This is a genomic window from Nocardiopsis tropica, assembly GCF_042660575.1.
GTDB lineage: Bacteria > Actinomycetota > Actinomycetes > Streptosporangiales > Streptosporangiaceae > Nocardiopsis > Nocardiopsis tropica.
Genome location: NZ_JBHSUF010000020.1, coordinates 21,543 through 36,274 on the forward strand (window position 1 = coordinate 21,543; position 14,732 = coordinate 36,274).

12 protein-coding genes are annotated in these 14,732 nt (G+C 72.3%); 10 read left to right on the plus strand and 2 right to left on the minus strand.

Features of this window, described 5'->3' with window-relative positions; genetic code table 11:
- Positions 1-13 precede the first annotated feature (13 nt).
- A complete protein-coding gene (locus ACFQBR_RS26495) occupies positions 14-739 on the plus strand; it encodes a DNA primase (protein WP_267949202.1) in 726 nt (241 codons plus the stop codon).
- A gap of 121 nt (positions 740-860) precedes the next feature.
- On the opposite strand, the gene ACFQBR_RS26500 is transcribed toward ACFQBR_RS26495, so the two are convergent.
- The gene (locus ACFQBR_RS26500; RefSeq protein ID WP_378554707.1) at positions 861-2,114 is read right to left on the minus strand and encodes an MFS transporter; all 1,254 of its coding nucleotides are present in this window, start codon (positions 2,112-2,114) and stop codon (positions 861-863) included.
- A 247-nt stretch (positions 2,115-2,361) separates the two neighbouring features.
- Here ACFQBR_RS26500 and ACFQBR_RS26505 point away from each other — a divergent pair, with 247 nt between their 5' ends.
- Together ACFQBR_RS26505 and ACFQBR_RS26510 are read left to right on the plus strand one after the other, a co-directional pair.
- Entirely contained in the window at positions 2,362-2,922 is a 561-nt protein-coding gene (locus ACFQBR_RS26505; protein WP_344181669.1) for a GNAT family N-acetyltransferase, read from the plus strand.
- A 133-nt stretch (positions 2,923-3,055) separates the two neighbouring features.
- Positions 3,056-4,363: a phosphoribosyltransferase family protein gene (locus ACFQBR_RS26510; protein ID WP_344181667.1), complete on the plus strand. Its 1,308-nt coding sequence runs from the start codon at positions 3,056-3,058 to the stop codon at positions 4,361-4,363.
- 150 nt (positions 4,364-4,513) lie between these two features.
- Here ACFQBR_RS26510 and ACFQBR_RS26515 read toward each other — a convergent pair whose 3' ends face one another.
- Positions 4,514-4,813 carry a WhiB family transcriptional regulator gene (locus ACFQBR_RS26515; RefSeq protein WP_017588640.1) on the minus strand — a complete coding sequence of 100 codons (300 nt, stop codon included), beginning with the start codon at positions 4,811-4,813 and terminating at the stop codon, positions 4,514-4,516.
- A gap of 788 nt (positions 4,814-5,601) precedes the next feature.
- On the opposite strand from ACFQBR_RS26515, the gene ACFQBR_RS26520 reads away from it, so the two are divergent.
- The 7 genes from ACFQBR_RS26520 (at position 5,602) to ACFQBR_RS26550 (ending at position 14,654) form a co-directional block, all read left to right on the plus strand.
- Entirely contained in the window at positions 5,602-6,009 is a 408-nt protein-coding gene (locus ACFQBR_RS26520; RefSeq protein ID WP_267949205.1) for a YccF domain-containing protein, read from the plus strand.
- A gap of 126 nt (positions 6,010-6,135) precedes the next feature.
- Positions 6,136-7,464, plus strand: a complete 1,329-nt coding sequence (locus ACFQBR_RS26525) for an AI-2E family transporter (RefSeq protein WP_267949206.1) — start codon at positions 6,136-6,138, stop codon at positions 7,462-7,464.
- Positions 7,465-7,748: 284 nt separating this feature from the next.
- Complete coding sequence (locus ACFQBR_RS26530; protein ID WP_267949207.1) at positions 7,749-9,347, plus strand: ABC-F family ATP-binding cassette domain-containing protein; 1,599 nt, start codon at positions 7,749-7,751, stop codon at positions 9,345-9,347.
- 218 nt (positions 9,348-9,565) lie between these two features.
- Entirely contained in the window at positions 9,566-9,772 is a 207-nt protein-coding gene (locus tag ACFQBR_RS26535; RefSeq protein WP_267949208.1) for a helix-turn-helix domain-containing protein, read from the plus strand.
- Positions 9,773-9,845: 73 nt separating this feature from the next.
- Positions 9,846-10,685: an enoyl-CoA hydratase/isomerase family protein gene (locus ACFQBR_RS26540; RefSeq protein ID WP_344181663.1), complete on the plus strand. Its 840-nt coding sequence runs from the start codon at positions 9,846-9,848 to the stop codon at positions 10,683-10,685.
- A 418-nt stretch (positions 10,686-11,103) separates the two neighbouring features.
- Positions 11,104-12,729: a DEAD/DEAH box helicase gene (locus ACFQBR_RS26545; RefSeq protein WP_267949210.1), complete on the plus strand. Its 1,626-nt coding sequence runs from the start codon at positions 11,104-11,106 to the stop codon at positions 12,727-12,729.
- A 320-nt stretch (positions 12,730-13,049) separates the two neighbouring features.
- Positions 13,050-14,654, plus strand: coding sequence for an alanine/glycine:cation symporter family protein (locus tag ACFQBR_RS26550; protein ID WP_267949211.1), 1,605 nt, complete (start codon positions 13,050-13,052; stop codon positions 14,652-14,654).
- Positions 14,655-14,732 lie beyond the last annotated feature (78 nt).

Below are 14,732 nucleotides of genomic sequence, written 5' to 3' on the forward strand. Positions count from 1 at the left end.
AGAAAGGAGTGGGATGTCCCCCAAGAAGCGCGTTCTGACCGTGACTGCGGCCGGTCTGTTCATGGCCGGTTTCTCCGTCAGCCCGGCGTTCGCCGTGACCGGTGACGAGACCACCCCCGACGTCGCCCCCGCGGTGACCGAGGCAACGGTCGAGTCCCCTGTCCTCCCCGTCCTCGACGAGGTCGTCCTGGAGGACGCGCCGATCACTGTGCCGGACCTGTTCCCGGCCGACTTCCCCCCTTCCCCGGAGAACCCGGGCGATGGTGAGAACCCGGGCAACCCCGACCCGCCGGTCGACCCGGACCCCGGTGACCCGGGTGACGGCGAGGACCCCGGAGACGGTGAGACGCCCGGACCCGACCCGGATCCGGACCCGGACCCGGATCCCGACCCCGACCCCGACCCCGACCCGGATCCTGACCCCGATCCGGACCCGGACCCCGACCCGGATCCCGACCCGGACCCGGATCCCGACCCCGACCCGGGCCCCGACCCGGACCCGGGCGAGGGCACCGACCCCGGTGACGACGACGGCGACGAGAGCCAGGCCCCCGGCGGCACCACCCCCGGTGGTACCACCACGCCCGAGGCCCCGGCTCCCGTCAACAGCGGCGCCGACGAGACCCTCGCCCAGACCGGCGTCGACATGCAGGGCTTCGTGCTCGGTGGCGCCGTCGTGACGGGTATCGGCGTTCTGGCCCTGTGGGCCGGTGCGCGGCGCCCGTCCCCGGTCGCTTAGCGGTACCCGCGTCCCACGGTCCCGACCGTGGACGCACCAGGGCCCCCGGTCGTGTCCCACGACCGGGGGCCCTGCCCGTGTGCCGGGGCGGGGGCGCTCCCCGCCCCGGCACACGGCTCGCTCACCCGCGCGGACGCAGTGCCGCCGCCAGCAGGAACGCGGTGACGCCCGCACCGGAGATCACCCACAGGGCCGCCCCCAGGCTGAACGAGTCGGCCAGGAGGCCGATCAGGGGCGGGAACCCGAGGAACCCCGCGCGTCCCAGCCAGCCGACGACGGTCACGCCGTCGCCGGTGCGCACCCCCGGCACGTTCCCGGCCGCGGCCAGGGTGAGCGGGAACAGCGTGGCCACGCCCAGGCCCATCACGCCGAAACCGATCACGGTGGTCACGGGGTGGGGGAGGAGCAGGGCGAACGCGATCCCTCCACCCGCAAGCAGCCCGCTGGCGCGTCCCACCGCCACCGCGCCGAACCGGTCGGTCACCCGGTCGCCGGCGAGCCTTCCCAGCGTCATCATCGCCTGGCAGGCCACGAACGGCAGTGCGGCGAGGAACAGCGACGCGTCCAGCTCCGAGGTCATGTACACCGCGCCCCAGGACGCGGCCGAGTCCTCGATGCCCCCGGCGAACATCAGCAGCACGCCGAGCCCGACCAGGAGGACCAGCGCGCGGCCGGGGACGCGCAGCCGGCGCCCGTCCTCGCCGCTGGTCCCGTCCTCGCGCTCACTGCTGTCCGGTCCGGGCAGCAGCATCTGGCTCACCACGAGGTTCACCACCAGCAGCACGGCGGAAACGGCGCCGAGGTGCCACAGGAGCGGCACCCCGAGTCCGGCCATCGCCGCGCCCAGCAGTCCTCCCGCGACCGCCGCCAGGCTCCACACCGCGTGGAAGGTGTTGATGATGCTGCGCCGGTAGCGCCGCTGGACGCGCAGCCCGTGCGAGTTCTGCGCGGAGTCGGTCCAGGCGTCCGCGCTGCCCAGGACGAAGAGCGCGGCCGCCAGCATCCACCAGTTCTGCGCCAGGGCGATGAATGGAAGCGCTCCCAGGGAGACCAGGCTGGTCCCGACGGCCGCCCGGCCGCTGCCGAACCAGTGGATCAGCGGCCCCGCCAGCATGCCGGTGAGGATCGCCCCGGTGGGCATGGCCGCGATCGCCAGGCCCAGTTCGGCGTTGCTCAGCTCCAGCCGGTCCTTGATCACCGGCAGCCACGGCACCGCGTTGGTATAGGTGAATCCGTTGACGAAGAAGAGGGTGGAGACCGCGACCCGGGCCCGGCGGGCCTCCGGGGGCGGTGCTGCGGTCTTCTCGGCGGACGTGCTCAAGGCGGCTCCCACGTGGACGGTTCCGTGCGCGCAGATGCTATCCAGTCCGCTCATGGGACGACAGACGTTTTCGGCCACCGCGTCGGGCGGGCTTGCCATAGGACGCGGACCCGATTTACATAGGGGGTCCGCTCCGTATCCGAGAGGCTTCCGACCCGGACCGCTCGGCCAACCCGAGACCCGGGGCCCTGACCCGGCCCGCCCCGGGGCCCGCTCCCGCGCGGGGCCCCAGCCTGCCGTCCGCCGTCTCCCCCACGCCGGGAACCGCCACACGCGGGCCCGGACGGAACCGGAAGATCCCATGATCAACACGAGCGCGCTGCGAGAAAAACCCACTCTCACCGGGGAACGCGTCCATCTGGTGCCCCTGGGGCCGGAGCACACCGACGCCTACTTCACCGCAGGCCTCGACGAGGAGGTCCGCAGACTCACCGGCACCCACCGCCACCTCACCTACGCGGAGGCCAGGGAGTGGTGTGCGACCCGGGCGGGCAGCACCGACCGGCTGGACCTGGCCATCCTCGCGCCCGGGGACGGGCGCTACCTGGGAGAGCTGTCCGTCTACGCCGTGGCCGCGGAGAACGAGAGCGCCGGCTACCGCATCGCCCTGTCCGCCATCGAGTTCACCGGCCAGGGCCTGGGCCGGGAGGCCACACAGCTCGTCCTGGAGTACGCCTTCGAGCGCATCGGGCTGCACCGGGTGTGGCTCCACGTCTACGCCTTCAACATGCGTGCCATCGCCGTCTACCGCTCCTGCGGCTTCTCCGTCGAGGGGCGGATGCGCGACTCGCTGCTCTGGGAGGGGCGCCGCCACGACGAGCTGCTGATGGGGGTGCTCAGGAGCGGGTTCCGGCGGACCTGAGCCATACGGTTTTTGCCCGGTGCCGGGGTTGGGACCGCGGGGTCGGGGGGTATGCCGGTAGCACTTTCCAGCGGCTCATCCACACAGCCGAGAGGAGCGGTGCCGGGGCCCCGGTCCCGGTGCCGGTGAGGACATGAACCCGGTTCCCGTTTCACTGCCCTTCGCCGACCGGTCCGAGGCGGGGCGCCGCCTCGCAGAGCGGGTGCGCCCCCTCGTGGTCGACGACCCCCTCGTCCTGGCCCTGCCGCGCGGCGGGGTCCCGGTCGGGGCGGAGCTCGCCCGGCGGCTCGACGCCGACTTCGACGTTCTCATGGTCCGCAAGATCGGGCTGCCCGGCCGGCCGGAGACGGGGGTGGGGGCCATCGCCGAGAACGGGCAGGTGTTCTTCGACGACCGCGCCCTGGCGCGGATGCGGGTGCCCCGCCAGGCCCTCTCCGAGACCGTCGCGGCCGAGCGCGACGAGCTCGACCGCCGCCGCCGGGTCTACCGGGGCGAGCGCTCGGCGCCGCGCATCGCCGGGCGCGACTGCGTGGTCGTGGACGACGGGGTCGCGACGGGCGGCACCGCCCGCGCCGCGCTGCGGATGGTGCGCCGGGCCGGACCGTCCCGGCTGATCCTGGCCGTGCCGGTCGCGGCGCCCGAGGCGGTCGAGGCGCTGCGGGAGGACGTCGACGAGATGGTCGTGCTCGGCGCGCCGGACAACTTCCACTCGGTGGGCGAGTGGTACCGCGACTTCGGCCAGCTCTCCGACGGGAACGTCACCGCGATCCTCGACGAGCACGGACGCGTCCGTCCCCCGGGGGAGGAGGCCCGCGGCGTGCGGGTGCGCGCCGGCCGGGTCTACCTCGACGGCGATCTCACCGTGCCCCCCGCCCTGCGCGGCGCGGTGGTCCTGGCCGCGGGGGAGGGGAGGTCGGACCCGCGCCGGAGGGTGGTCTCGTCGGCCCTGCAGCGGGCCGGGTACGCGACCCTGGTCCTAGACCTGCTGACCGCGGAGGAGCAGGCGTCGGGTCCGGCGGACGCCGACGCCGGTGCGCTGGGCGAGCGGCTGGGCGCGGCCGTCGGCTGGCTCCGCAGCGCGACCGACGCGGCGGACCGGCCCCTGGGCGTGCTGGGGTCGGGGAGCGCGGCGCCGGCGGCGCTGGTCACCGCGGCGGAGCGCCCCCGGGAGGTGGCCGCCGTGGTGGTCCACGGCGGGCGGATCGACCTGGCCGAGCCGCACCTGTCGGACGTGCGGGCCCCGGTCCTGGTCCTGCTGGAGAGCGGGGACTCCTTCGTCCGCGAACTGGGGGAGTGGGCCCGGGGCCGGATGGGCGGGACGACCGACCTGCGGGTCGTGCCGGGCGTCGAACAGCTGCTCCCCGGCGCGCAGGAGTGGAGACAGGTCGCGGTGGAGGCCCTGGACTGGTTCGACCGCCACATCGGGGGCCGGGAGGGGTGACCCGGCCGCGGCTCCGGCCCGCGGACCGCGTCCCCGCCGGGCACGAGAAAACCCGCGGCGCCCTCGACGTTGCTCGTCGGGGCGCCGCGGGTTGATCGGGGGCCGGGGCCACCGGGGGAGATCCGCTGTGCCGTGGTCCGTGGACCTCGGTCAGGCAGCGTTGGCGCGGCGCATACGGCGACGGCGCTCGGAGGCGCGCTCGTCCTCGTTCAGACCGCCCCAGGTACCGTACTTCTCCGGACGCGAGATCGCGTAGTCCAGGCAGTCGGTTCGCACAGGGCAGGCCGCACAGATCTCCTTGGCCTTGCGCTCCCTGATCTCCCGCTCCGGCTGGCGTTCGCCGTCCGGGCCGAAGAAGAGCACAAGGTCCTCGCCCCGGCACGCGGCGGCATCCTGCCACCCCCAGCTCGGGCGGGGGCGCAGCGCGGCCTGCCGACGTACCTGAGACATGCTTGAACCACCTCTACTGAAATCACTAGTAAGCTGTCGGAAAAAGCTTCAGTCACCAAAAGATTGGTCATGCGGCGTGAGCCACCCCGCACGACGCAAACGCCGGACGGTGCAGACGATGTTCCCCGGTGTGGCTGAGACCACGAGAAGCACAGACCACGCGGCAGGATGTGCTGCTGACGGAGTGCTCTCACGCGAACGGCTGCGGAGGCGGTGACGGCCTCCGTCCGAGCCGGTACGTAATCATGCCATCCCCACTCCCGATCCTGCACGGGGGGTGGGGAAATTACTCGCCCAACCGTTACCGAAACCTGATGTCTACTGACCGGTCTTCGGTCGTTTGTCCGAGTTTGTCGTAAATCACAAGATCTACGGTCTTAAGCAGGACACAGCACATCGTATGGTGCGATGTCCCTCCTGCCTAGGGGGTTCTCCTGATGCGCCGATCACATTGTGGTCTGCTTGGAGCTCCGAGATATGGCGTGACCGTATGTCCTCACGCTGCGTCGCACCAGCCGGGGGGCGCCACGCCCGCCGGCGACCCCCGGTGAACCGGATCGACCCCTTCCCCGGTCCTCCCCGTCCCCGCGCGACGCGCCGTCCCGCACCCGTGCCGGGAGGCCCCGCGGCCCCGTCCCCCCGCCCCTAGGGGAAGGACCAGGGGAACCGCCCGGAACGGCTCGTGGTGCGGCGGCGTCCCAGACGGTAGAAAGCAACGGGTGCGGGGACTCTTCCCCCAGGAGGTCGCGCACCCGCGACCGGGACCCGATCGAAGGAGACGAAACACCGTGGCCCTCTTGCGGCTCATCCTGAACGTCATCTGGCTCTTCGTCGCCGGCTTCTGGCTGGCAGTCGGCTACGTGATCGCCGGAGTCATCTGCTGCATCCTGATCGTCACCATCCCGTTCGGGATCGCCTCCTTCCGCATGGCCAGCTACGCGATCTGGCCCTTCGGCCGCGAACTGGTGCGCAGGCAGGGGTCGGGCGGCGGCAGCACCTTCCTCAACGTCATCTGGCTGATCGTCGCGGGCTGGTGGCTGACGCTCGGCCATATCGCCACCGCGATCGGCCTCGCCGTCACTATCATCGGGATTCCGATGGCGTGGGCCTCGCTGAAGATGATCCCCGTGGCGCTCGCGCCGTTCGGCAACGAGATCGTGCACAGTGGCCGTCCCAGGGAACCCTGGCAGTTCTGACGCCGTTGAGTTCCCGACGGACACGGGAGAACCAGGACCCTCGTCCGCGCATCCCCCCGGTACCGCCCCCGCGTGTCCGTCGCCTCCCGTGCGGGCACCACGCAGCACCCCGAGAATGGAGTCCATGTGCAAGCCCAACGGCCGGGAGTGTGGGCGCTCCTGAACAAATGGCTCACCGCCCGCAGGGCGCGAGCCGAGCGCCTCGCCCAGTTGGAGGCTCAGAAGGAGCACTCCGAGCCCGAACCCCAGTCCCCGGACCAGGGGCCGGCCGAACAGGACGACGTGGGCGCGGGGGACATCCTGAAGTCGGTCAGCGACGTCGCCTGGCGCTTCCTCCTCATCGGCGTCGTCGCCGGGCTGCTCCTCTACGGGCTCGTCTACCTGTCGGTCGTCACCCTGCCGATGATCCTCGCGGTGTTCATCACCGCCCTGCTCATGCCGCTCGCCAACCTGCTGCGCCGCAAGGGCCTGGGCCGGGGCACGTCGACGACGATCTCGATCCTCGTCGGGCTCATCGTGTTCGGCGGCGTCATCTCGATGATCGTCACGCCCGCCGTGCAGGGGTTCGGCCCCCTGGTCGACAGCGTTACCAGCGCGGTCAGCGAACTCCAGGACATCCAGGTGCCCTTCGGGCTCGACCCGGCGCTGTTCACCGACATGATCGACGACGCCTGGGTGCAGATCCAGGCCATGATCAGCGAGAACCAGGACCAGCTGCTCAGCGGCGCCTGGACCGCGGGCGCGGCCGTCATCTCGGTTCTCGTCGGCATCGTCCTGATCATCGCCCTGACCGTGTACTTCGTGCACTCGGGCGACCAGCTCATGGACTGGTTCCTCACCCTGTTCCCGCCGCGGTCCCGTCCGGGCCTGCGCCACGCGGGGGACGTCGCCTACGGCGTCATGGGACGGTACGTGCGCGGTGTGGCCGCGGTCGGCTTCTTCGACGCCGTCGGCATCGGCATCGCCCTGGTCTTCCTGATCGACATCAACCTGGCCATCCCGCTGATCGTGCTGACCTTCGTCGGCGCCTTCCTGCCGATCATCGGCGCCTTCCTGACCGGGCTGCTCGCCGCCCTGGTCGCGTTCGTCACCGAGGGCTGGATCGTCGCGCTCGTCGTCGTCGGCGCGGTGATCCTCGTGCAGCAGCTGGAGAGCAACGTCTTCGCGCCGCGCATCTACGGGGCCTCGCTCGACCTTCCCTCGCCCGTCGTGCTGATCGCGATCTCCGTCGGCGCCGTGGTCGGGGGCGTCCCCGGCATGTTCCTGGCCACGCCGGTGGCCGCCGTCCTGGCGGCCCTGCTGCGCAACCGCCCGCCGGGCAAGCCCGGGGACTCCGACGAGGAGTCCCCGGAGGGAACCGGGGGGGAGCCGCCCGTCGCGGCGGCGGTCGTCGTGGCCAAGGTCCCCAAGGACAAGGAGCCCGAGGGCGCGCACCCCGCTCCCGAGGAGGAATAGGGCCCCTCAGGAGCGGCGGGGCGTGCGACGGGGTGACCGGCGCCGCCCGGCCGCGGGGAATGCGGCGCGCCCCCGCACCCGTTGACCGGGTGGCGGGGGCGCGGCCGTGTCCGGGGGCCTCCCGGAAAACGGATCGCCGCACCCCCCGCCCGTGCCGTTAGGCTGGGTCGGTCGGCCCGAAGGCCACCACCCCCCACCCACGCGGAGGAGCCGCCGCTCCCGTGCACCGCGGGTGCGTGTCCGGCCGTACCGAACCGTCCCACCACCTCGTAGGAAGCCCCACCATGCTGATCGCCACCGACCTCGAACTGCGTGTCGGTCCTCGACTCCTGTTGGAGCCGACCACCTTCCGCGTCGCCGCCGGGGACCGGATCGGACTGGTCGGCCGCAACGGTGCGGGCAAGACGACCATGACCAAGGTGCTGGCGGGCGAGGGCCTGCCCACCGGCGGCACGGTCACCTCCTCCGGCACCATCGGCTACCTGCCGCAGGACCCCCGCACCGACGACCCCGACGTCATCGCCCGCGACCGCGTGCTGTCCGCGCGCGGGATCGACGAGGCCCTGCGCGGTATGCGCGAGGCCGAGAAGAAGATGGCCAGCACCGACACCAAGACCCGGAACAAGGGTGTGCGCGCCTACTCCCGGTGGGAGGAGCGCCTGCACGTGCTGGGCGGGTACGCCGCCGAGTCCGAGGCCGCCGCCATCGCCTCCAGCCTGGGCCTGCCCGACAAGGTGCTCTCCCAGCCCCTGCACACCCTCTCCGGCGGTCAGCGCCGACGTATCGAGCTGGCGCGGATCCTGTTCAGCGGAGCGGACACGCTGCTGCTGGACGAGCCCACCAACCACCTGGACGCCGACTCCATCGTCTGGCTGCGCGACTTCCTCAAGTCGCACCAGGGCGGGCTCATCGTGATCAGCCACGACGTGGACCTGGTCGAGCACGTGGTGAACAAGGTGTTCTACCTCGACGCCAACCGCAGCGTCATCGACATCTACAACATGGGCTGGAAGCTGTACCTGGAGCAGCGCGAGGCCGACGAGCGGCGGCGCAGGCGCGAGCTGGCCAACGCCGAGAAGCAGGCCGACACCCTGCGCAAGCAGGCGGACAAGTTCCGGGCCAAGGCCTCCAAGGCGCGCGCCGCCCAGCAGATGCTCAACCGGGCCGACCGGCTCCTCGACGGCGTGCAGGGCGTCCGCAAGTCCGACAAGGTCGCCAAGCTGCGCTTCCCCGACCCGGCTCCCAGCGGCCGCACGCCGCTGATGGCGGAGGGGCTGTCCAAGTCCTACGGCTCGCTGGAGATCTTCACCGGCGTGGACCTGGCGATCGACCGGGGCAGCCGCGTGGTGATCCTGGGGCTCAACGGCGCCGGCAAGACCACGCTGCTGCGGCTGCTCGGCGGCGTCGAGGAGCCCGACCGGGGGGCCGTGGTCCCGGGGCACGGGCTCAAGCTCGGCTACTACGCCCAGGAGCACGAGACCCTGGACGTGGGCCGCAGCGTGCTGGAGAACATGATGAGCGCGGCCCCGGAACTCCCGGAGGTGGAGGCGCGCCGCACGCTGGGCTCGTTCCTGTTCACCGGCGACGACGTCGACAAGCCGGCGGGCGTGCTCTCCGGAGGCGAGAAGACCAGGCTGGCCCTGGCCACGCTGGTCGTCTCCAGCGCCAACGTGCTCCTGCTCGACGAGCCCACCAACAACCTGGACCCGGCCAGCCGCGAGGAGATCCTGGCGGCCCTGCGCAACTACAAGGGCGCGATCGTGCTGGTGACACACGACGAGGGCGCGGTCGACGCCCTCCAGCCCGAGCGCGTCATCCTGCTGCCCGACGGCGTCGAGGACGTGTGGAACGCCGATTTCGAGGACCTGATCTCGCTGGCGTGAGCCGGGGGCCGCGAGGGCCCCGGCGGCGGAGGTGGACGCCCAGCATGCTGGGAGGTTCACCTCCGTCCTTTTCGGACGACGTTTGCGGCGCTCCGAAACCCGGGCAGGGAAGGGGGCGCCCGGCGCGGCGCGCGGCGAATGTGGCGGGGCGTGAGCGCGATGCCGGATCATGGCAGGGATTCCAGAAGCGTTGACCGGACGACCCGGAGGAGTGGACTGTGGACGATGCGCTGAGGAAGGGCACCCGCGTGGCGGGAACGGACCGCTCCGAGCTCGCGGCCCAGCTCAAGCGGCGCTACGACTCGGGGGAGAGCATCCGCATGCTGGCGGCCGCCACCGGGCGTTCCTACGGTTTCGTCCACCGGCTGCTCAGCGAGGCCGGGGCCGAGCTGCGCGGCCGGGGCGGGGCGACCCGCAAGGCCTGAGGCCCCGCCCGCGCGACCGGTGGTTACCGATGGGTAATATCGAGGGTGACACCGAGCACGACGGAGGAACCCCATGGCACAGGCGTCGAACGGGCCCGGGCGGCTGCCCACGGAAGCGGAGCTGACCCGGGCCGGGCTCGGACTGGCCGTGGAGGGGCCGGTCGCCCGCATCACCATCAGCCGCCCCGAGCGGCGCAACGCGATGACCGGGCGCACCTGGACCACGTTGGCCCACATCGGCCACACCCTCCCGGCCGATGTCCGAATCGTGGTGATCGCCGGCGAGGGCGACATCTTCTCGGCCGGGATCGACCTCGGCATGTTCACCCCCGAGGGCGTGGACGGCGAGCGCTCCATGGTCGGCGGCATCCTCGACGGCTCCTCTACCGGGGCCGACGTCGAGGAGTACATCGCCGGCCTCCAGGAGGGCTTCCTCTGGCTGCGCCGCCCCGACCTGGTCACCGTCGCCGCGGTCCGGGGCCACGCCATCGGCGCGGGCTTCCAGCTGGCGCTCTCCTGCGACCTGCGCATCCTCGCTGACGACGCCAAGTTCTGCATGAAGGAGCCCGCGCTCGGCCTCGTCCCCGACCTCACCGGGACCAAGCCGCTCGTGGACATCGTCGGCGTCCACCGCGCCGTCGAGATCTGCCTGACCGCCCGCCGCGTCGGCGCCCAGGAGGCCCGTGAGCTCGGACTGGCCGAGCTGGTCGTGCCCGCCGACGAACTCCCCGGGGCCGTGGACGACGTCGTCGCCGCGCTGCTCGCCACGAACGCCGAGGCGGCCGCCGCCACCAAGGCCCTCCTCCAGCAGGCCGCGGGCAACACGCTCGAGGAGCAGGCCGCGGCCGAACGCCGCGCGCAGGTCGCCCGCCTGACCGCCCTCGCCGGGACGATGGCGGCCGACAACCGCTGACCCGGCGGGCCCGGCGCCGCACCGCGCCGGCGCCGCGCCGCCCCCGGAGGGATGGGGGAGACCCGTATCACCGGTGAAAAACCCCCATCCCGTCCCCGTTTCCGGACGATGTCTAGTACGCTTCTGCAAGCGGTCGTCCAGTAATGCCGCGCGCATCCGAGCGCGCCGAGGCCGCACAAGACGCGGAGAGCGTGTCGACCCCGTCGGCGCCACTCTTGCCAGAAGAGTTGCTCGTATCCACTCAGTGGGATGCACCGAGCACAGGAGCCCCGAGAATCGAAGGGGTCCGCTTCCGCGTGTGATCAGGCGCGTTTGTGTGATTTCTTCGCTGGGTCCGCTGTGGCCGTGTGGAGCCTTCCTCGAAACGCCGCCAAACGATGAGGAAGGTACACGTCACTTGACGACGGACACTGCCGTAATGCCCGCTTTCGACTCCCTGGGTCTGCCCCAGGACATCGTCGACGAGCTGGCCAAGAACGGTGTGACCACCCCGTTCCCGATCCAGGCCGCCACCATTCCCGACGCCATCGAGGGCCGCGACGTCCTCGGCTGCGGTCGTACCGGATCGGGCAAGACCCTGGCCTTCGGCCTGCCGGTCCTGATGCGCGCCGCAGAGCGCCGCGCCGCCGCCAACCGCCCCAGGGCCCTGATCCTGGTGCCCACGCGCGAACTCGCCCACCAGGTGCGCGACGCCCTTCGCGGTTACTCCCGCATCGTGGGCGTGCGCGTCGGCGACGTCGTCGGCGGCAGCTCCTACACCCGCCAGATCAACGAACTGCGCCGCGGCGTCGAGATCCTCGTCGCCACCCCGGGCCGCCTCAGCGACCTCATCGACCAGGGCGCCTGCGACCTGAGCGACGTCGAGGTCTCGGTGCTGGACGAGGCCGACCAGATGTGCGACATGGGCTTCATGCCCCAGGTCAGCGAGCTCCTCGACCAGGTGCGCCCCGACGGCCAGACGCTGCTGTTCTCGGCCACGCTCGACGGCGACGTCGACAAGCTGGTCCGCAAGTACATGAACGACCCGCAGACCCACTCCGTGGACCCGCCGGTCTCCCAGGTCACCGCCATGGAGCACCACCTACTCAAGGTGCTGCCCCGTGACAAGAACAAGATCATCACCCAGATCGCCGCGCGCGACGGCCGCACGATCCTGTTCGTGCGCAGCAAGTACCGCGCCGACGCCATCAGCGAGCAGCTGGCGGCGGCGGGCGTGCCCTGCGCGTCCCTGCACGGCGGCAAGACGCAGAGCGTGCGCACCCGCACCCTCGCCAAGTTCCGCGAGGGCAAGATCCAGGCGCTGGTCGCCACCGACGTCGCCGCCCGCGGCATCCACGTCGACGGCATCGACATGGTCGTCAACATCGACCTGCCCACCGGGCACAAGGACTACCTGCACCGCGGAGGCCGCACGGCCCGCGCCGGCGCCTCCGGCCTGGTCGTCTCCCTGGTCGCGCCCAACCAGCGCCGCATGGCCCGCCGCCTGCTCAGCGACGCCGGCGTCGACGCCAAGCAGCACCTGGTCAACCCGGGCGACGAGCTGCTCACCGAGGTGACCGGGGCCAAGGAGCCCTCCTGGGAGCCGTGGATCGAGCCGCCGGAGCCCGTGCGCGAGCGCCGCGGACGCGGCGGCCCCCGCCGTGGAGGCTACGGCGGCGGTGGCGGCGGCTACCGGGGCGGCGGCTACCGCGGTGACCGCAGTGGCGGTGGCGGCGGCTACCGCGGCGGCGGTGGCGGCGGCTACCAGGGTGACCGTCCCCGCACCGACCGCGGTGAGGGCGGCGGTTTCCGTGAGGGCGAGCGCCCCCGCGGCGAGGGCGGCGGCTACCGCGGCGGCGAGCGCCGCGAGTACGCACCGCGCTCCGAGGGCGGCTACCGCGGTGACAACCGCGGTGGCGGCGGCTACCGGGGCGGCAGCGGCGGCGGCTACCGCGGTGACCGCAGTGGCGGTGGCGGCGGCTACCGGGGCGGCAGCGGCGGTGGCGGCGGCTACCGGGGCGACCGTCCCCGCACCGACCGCTACGACTCCGCCCCGCAGCACTAGGGTGTGAACGGACCCGGGCCCGGCAGGATCTCCTGCCGGGCCCGAGCCTTTTCCGGGGTTGTACACCTCTCTCGGACAGCGGCGCCCCGCGCGGGTCCGAGCCCCGGGACGGGGCGGTCGGAGGGAGGGCCGCCGCGCCCGGACGGCCACGGGGCGGGCGCCGCCGCGCGGCCACGGGCCCGCCCGGGGGTGGTGACCCATTACGGTCCTTTACCGCCCCTTCGCGTGTCCGAATCGCCCGGAACCGCAGGGGGCGTGGACAGTTGCGGGACAGCCCCGATGTCGCACTCGGGACCACCACGCCGCCTGAAGGGGAACGCGTGAACGTCCTCAACGTCCTTCTCGTCACCGTCAACGACTTCTTCTGGAGCTACCTCCTCATCCCGCTCCTGGTCGTTCTCGCCGTCTACTTCACGGTGCGGTCGGGTTTCGTGCAGCTGCGCCTGCTCCCCGAGATGTTCCGGGTGCTGCGGAGCAGCCCGGGGACGGCGCCCGACGGTGGCAGGGAGATCTCGTCCTTCCAGGCCTTCGCGATCTCCGCCGCCTCCCGGGTGGGGACGGGGAACATCGTCGGCGTGGCCACCGCGATCATGCTCGGCGGGCCGGGCGCGGTCTTCTGGATGTGGGCCATGTCCTGCGTGCTGGGGGCCGCGGCGTTCGTGGAGTCGACGCTGGCCCAGCTGTACAAGGTGCGCACCAGCACGGGGTTCCGGGGCGGACCCGCGTACTACATGCTGCACGGGCTGGGCCAGAGGTGGATGGGCGCCCTCTTCGCGGTCCTCATCACCGTCACCTTCAGCCTCGTCTTCAACTCCGTGCAGGCCAACAGCATCACGGGCGCCATCTCCACCTCTATGCAGGAGCTGGGCGCGCCCACCGGCTGGTTCCTGAGCGTCCTGGTCGGGCTGGCGCTGGTCGGGCTGACCGCCGCCGTCGTCTTCGGCGGGGTGCGGCGCATCGCGACGGTCGCCCAGGCGCTCGTCCCCCTCATGGCGATCCTCTACATCCTCCTCGGCCTGGCCGTGGTGGTCCTCAACATCGGCGAGCTGCCCCGGGTCGTCGGCGACATCTTCGCCTCCGCGTTCGGGCTGCGCGAGTTCACGGCCGGCGGCGTGGGCGCGGCGCTCGTGCAGGGCATGCGGCGGGGCATGTTCTCCAACGAGGCGGGCCTGGGGTCCGCCCCCAACGCCGGAGCCACCGCGTCGGTCTCCCACCCCGCCAAGCAGGGGCTCGTGCAGACCCTCGGCGTGTACTTCGACACCTGGCTGGTGTGCTCGGTGACCGCGTTCATCGTCCTCGTGTACAACCCCGACTTCACCACCGAGACCGGGGCCGAGGTCACCCAGCGGGCGCTCCAGTCCTCCCTGGGGAGCTGGTCGGTGCACGCCCTCACGGTGATCCTGTTCCTGCTGGCCTTCACCTCCGTGCTGGGCAACTACTACTACGGCGAGTCCAACCTCCGGTTCCTGGACGCCGACCCGCAGCACATGACCTACTTCCGCTACGCGGTGCTGGCCGCGGTGTTCATCGGCTCCGTGGCGCCGCTGACGCTGGTGTGGAACCTCGCCGACATCTCCATGGGCGTCATGGCGACCGTCAACCTCGTGGCACTGGCACCGCTGTCGGCCGTCGCCTTCCGGCTGCTGGGCGACTACAGCCGCCAGCTGCGCAACGGGCTCGACCCGCAGTTCACGCTGTCCAAGATGCCCGACCTGCGGAACGTGGAGTGCTGGGGGCCCGCGTCCGGCTCCCTTCCCGACGACGTCCAGCGCGGGGAGGGGGAGGCGCCCGGCGACCCGGCCTCGGCACTGGCGGAGCGGGACGCGGACACGCGGGACGGCGGGGCGGGCGGAGCCCACGCGGACCCCGGTGAGGAGGAGGGCCCCTCCGACGACGGCCGCGACGAGGGCCCCGGGGAACGCTAGCCGCGTCCCGCCGGGCGGATGCGCTCCTGCCACCGGGGGAGCGTCGTCCACAGGAAACGCCGGGTCGTCCCGGGCGAA

Excerpts from the sequence above, each read along its gene's own strand:
- ACFQBR_RS26530 (WP_267949207.1), top strand. The coding sequence starts at position 7,749 with ATGCTGATCGCCACCGACCTCGAACTGCGTGTCGGTCCTCGACTCCTG.
- ACFQBR_RS26500 (WP_378554707.1), bottom strand. The coding sequence starts at position 2,114 with ATGAGCGGACTGGATAGCATCTGCGCGCACGGAACCGTCCACGTGGGA.
- ACFQBR_RS26515 (WP_017588640.1), bottom strand. The coding sequence starts at position 4,813 with ATGTCTCAGGTACGTCGGCAGGCCGCGCTGCGCCCCCGCCCGAGCTGG.
- ACFQBR_RS26540 (WP_344181663.1), top strand. The coding sequence starts at position 9,846 with ATGGCACAGGCGTCGAACGGGCCCGGGCGGCTGCCCACGGAAGCGGAG.
- ACFQBR_RS26545 (WP_267949210.1), top strand. The coding sequence starts at position 11,104 with ATGCCCGCTTTCGACTCCCTGGGTCTGCCCCAGGACATCGTCGACGAG.
- ACFQBR_RS26495 (WP_267949202.1), top strand. The coding sequence starts at position 14 with ATGTCCCCCAAGAAGCGCGTTCTGACCGTGACTGCGGCCGGTCTGTTC.
- ACFQBR_RS26510 (WP_344181667.1), top strand. The coding sequence starts at position 3,056 with ATGAACCCGGTTCCCGTTTCACTGCCCTTCGCCGACCGGTCCGAGGCG.
- ACFQBR_RS26505 (WP_344181669.1), top strand. The coding sequence starts at position 2,362 with ATGATCAACACGAGCGCGCTGCGAGAAAAACCCACTCTCACCGGGGAA.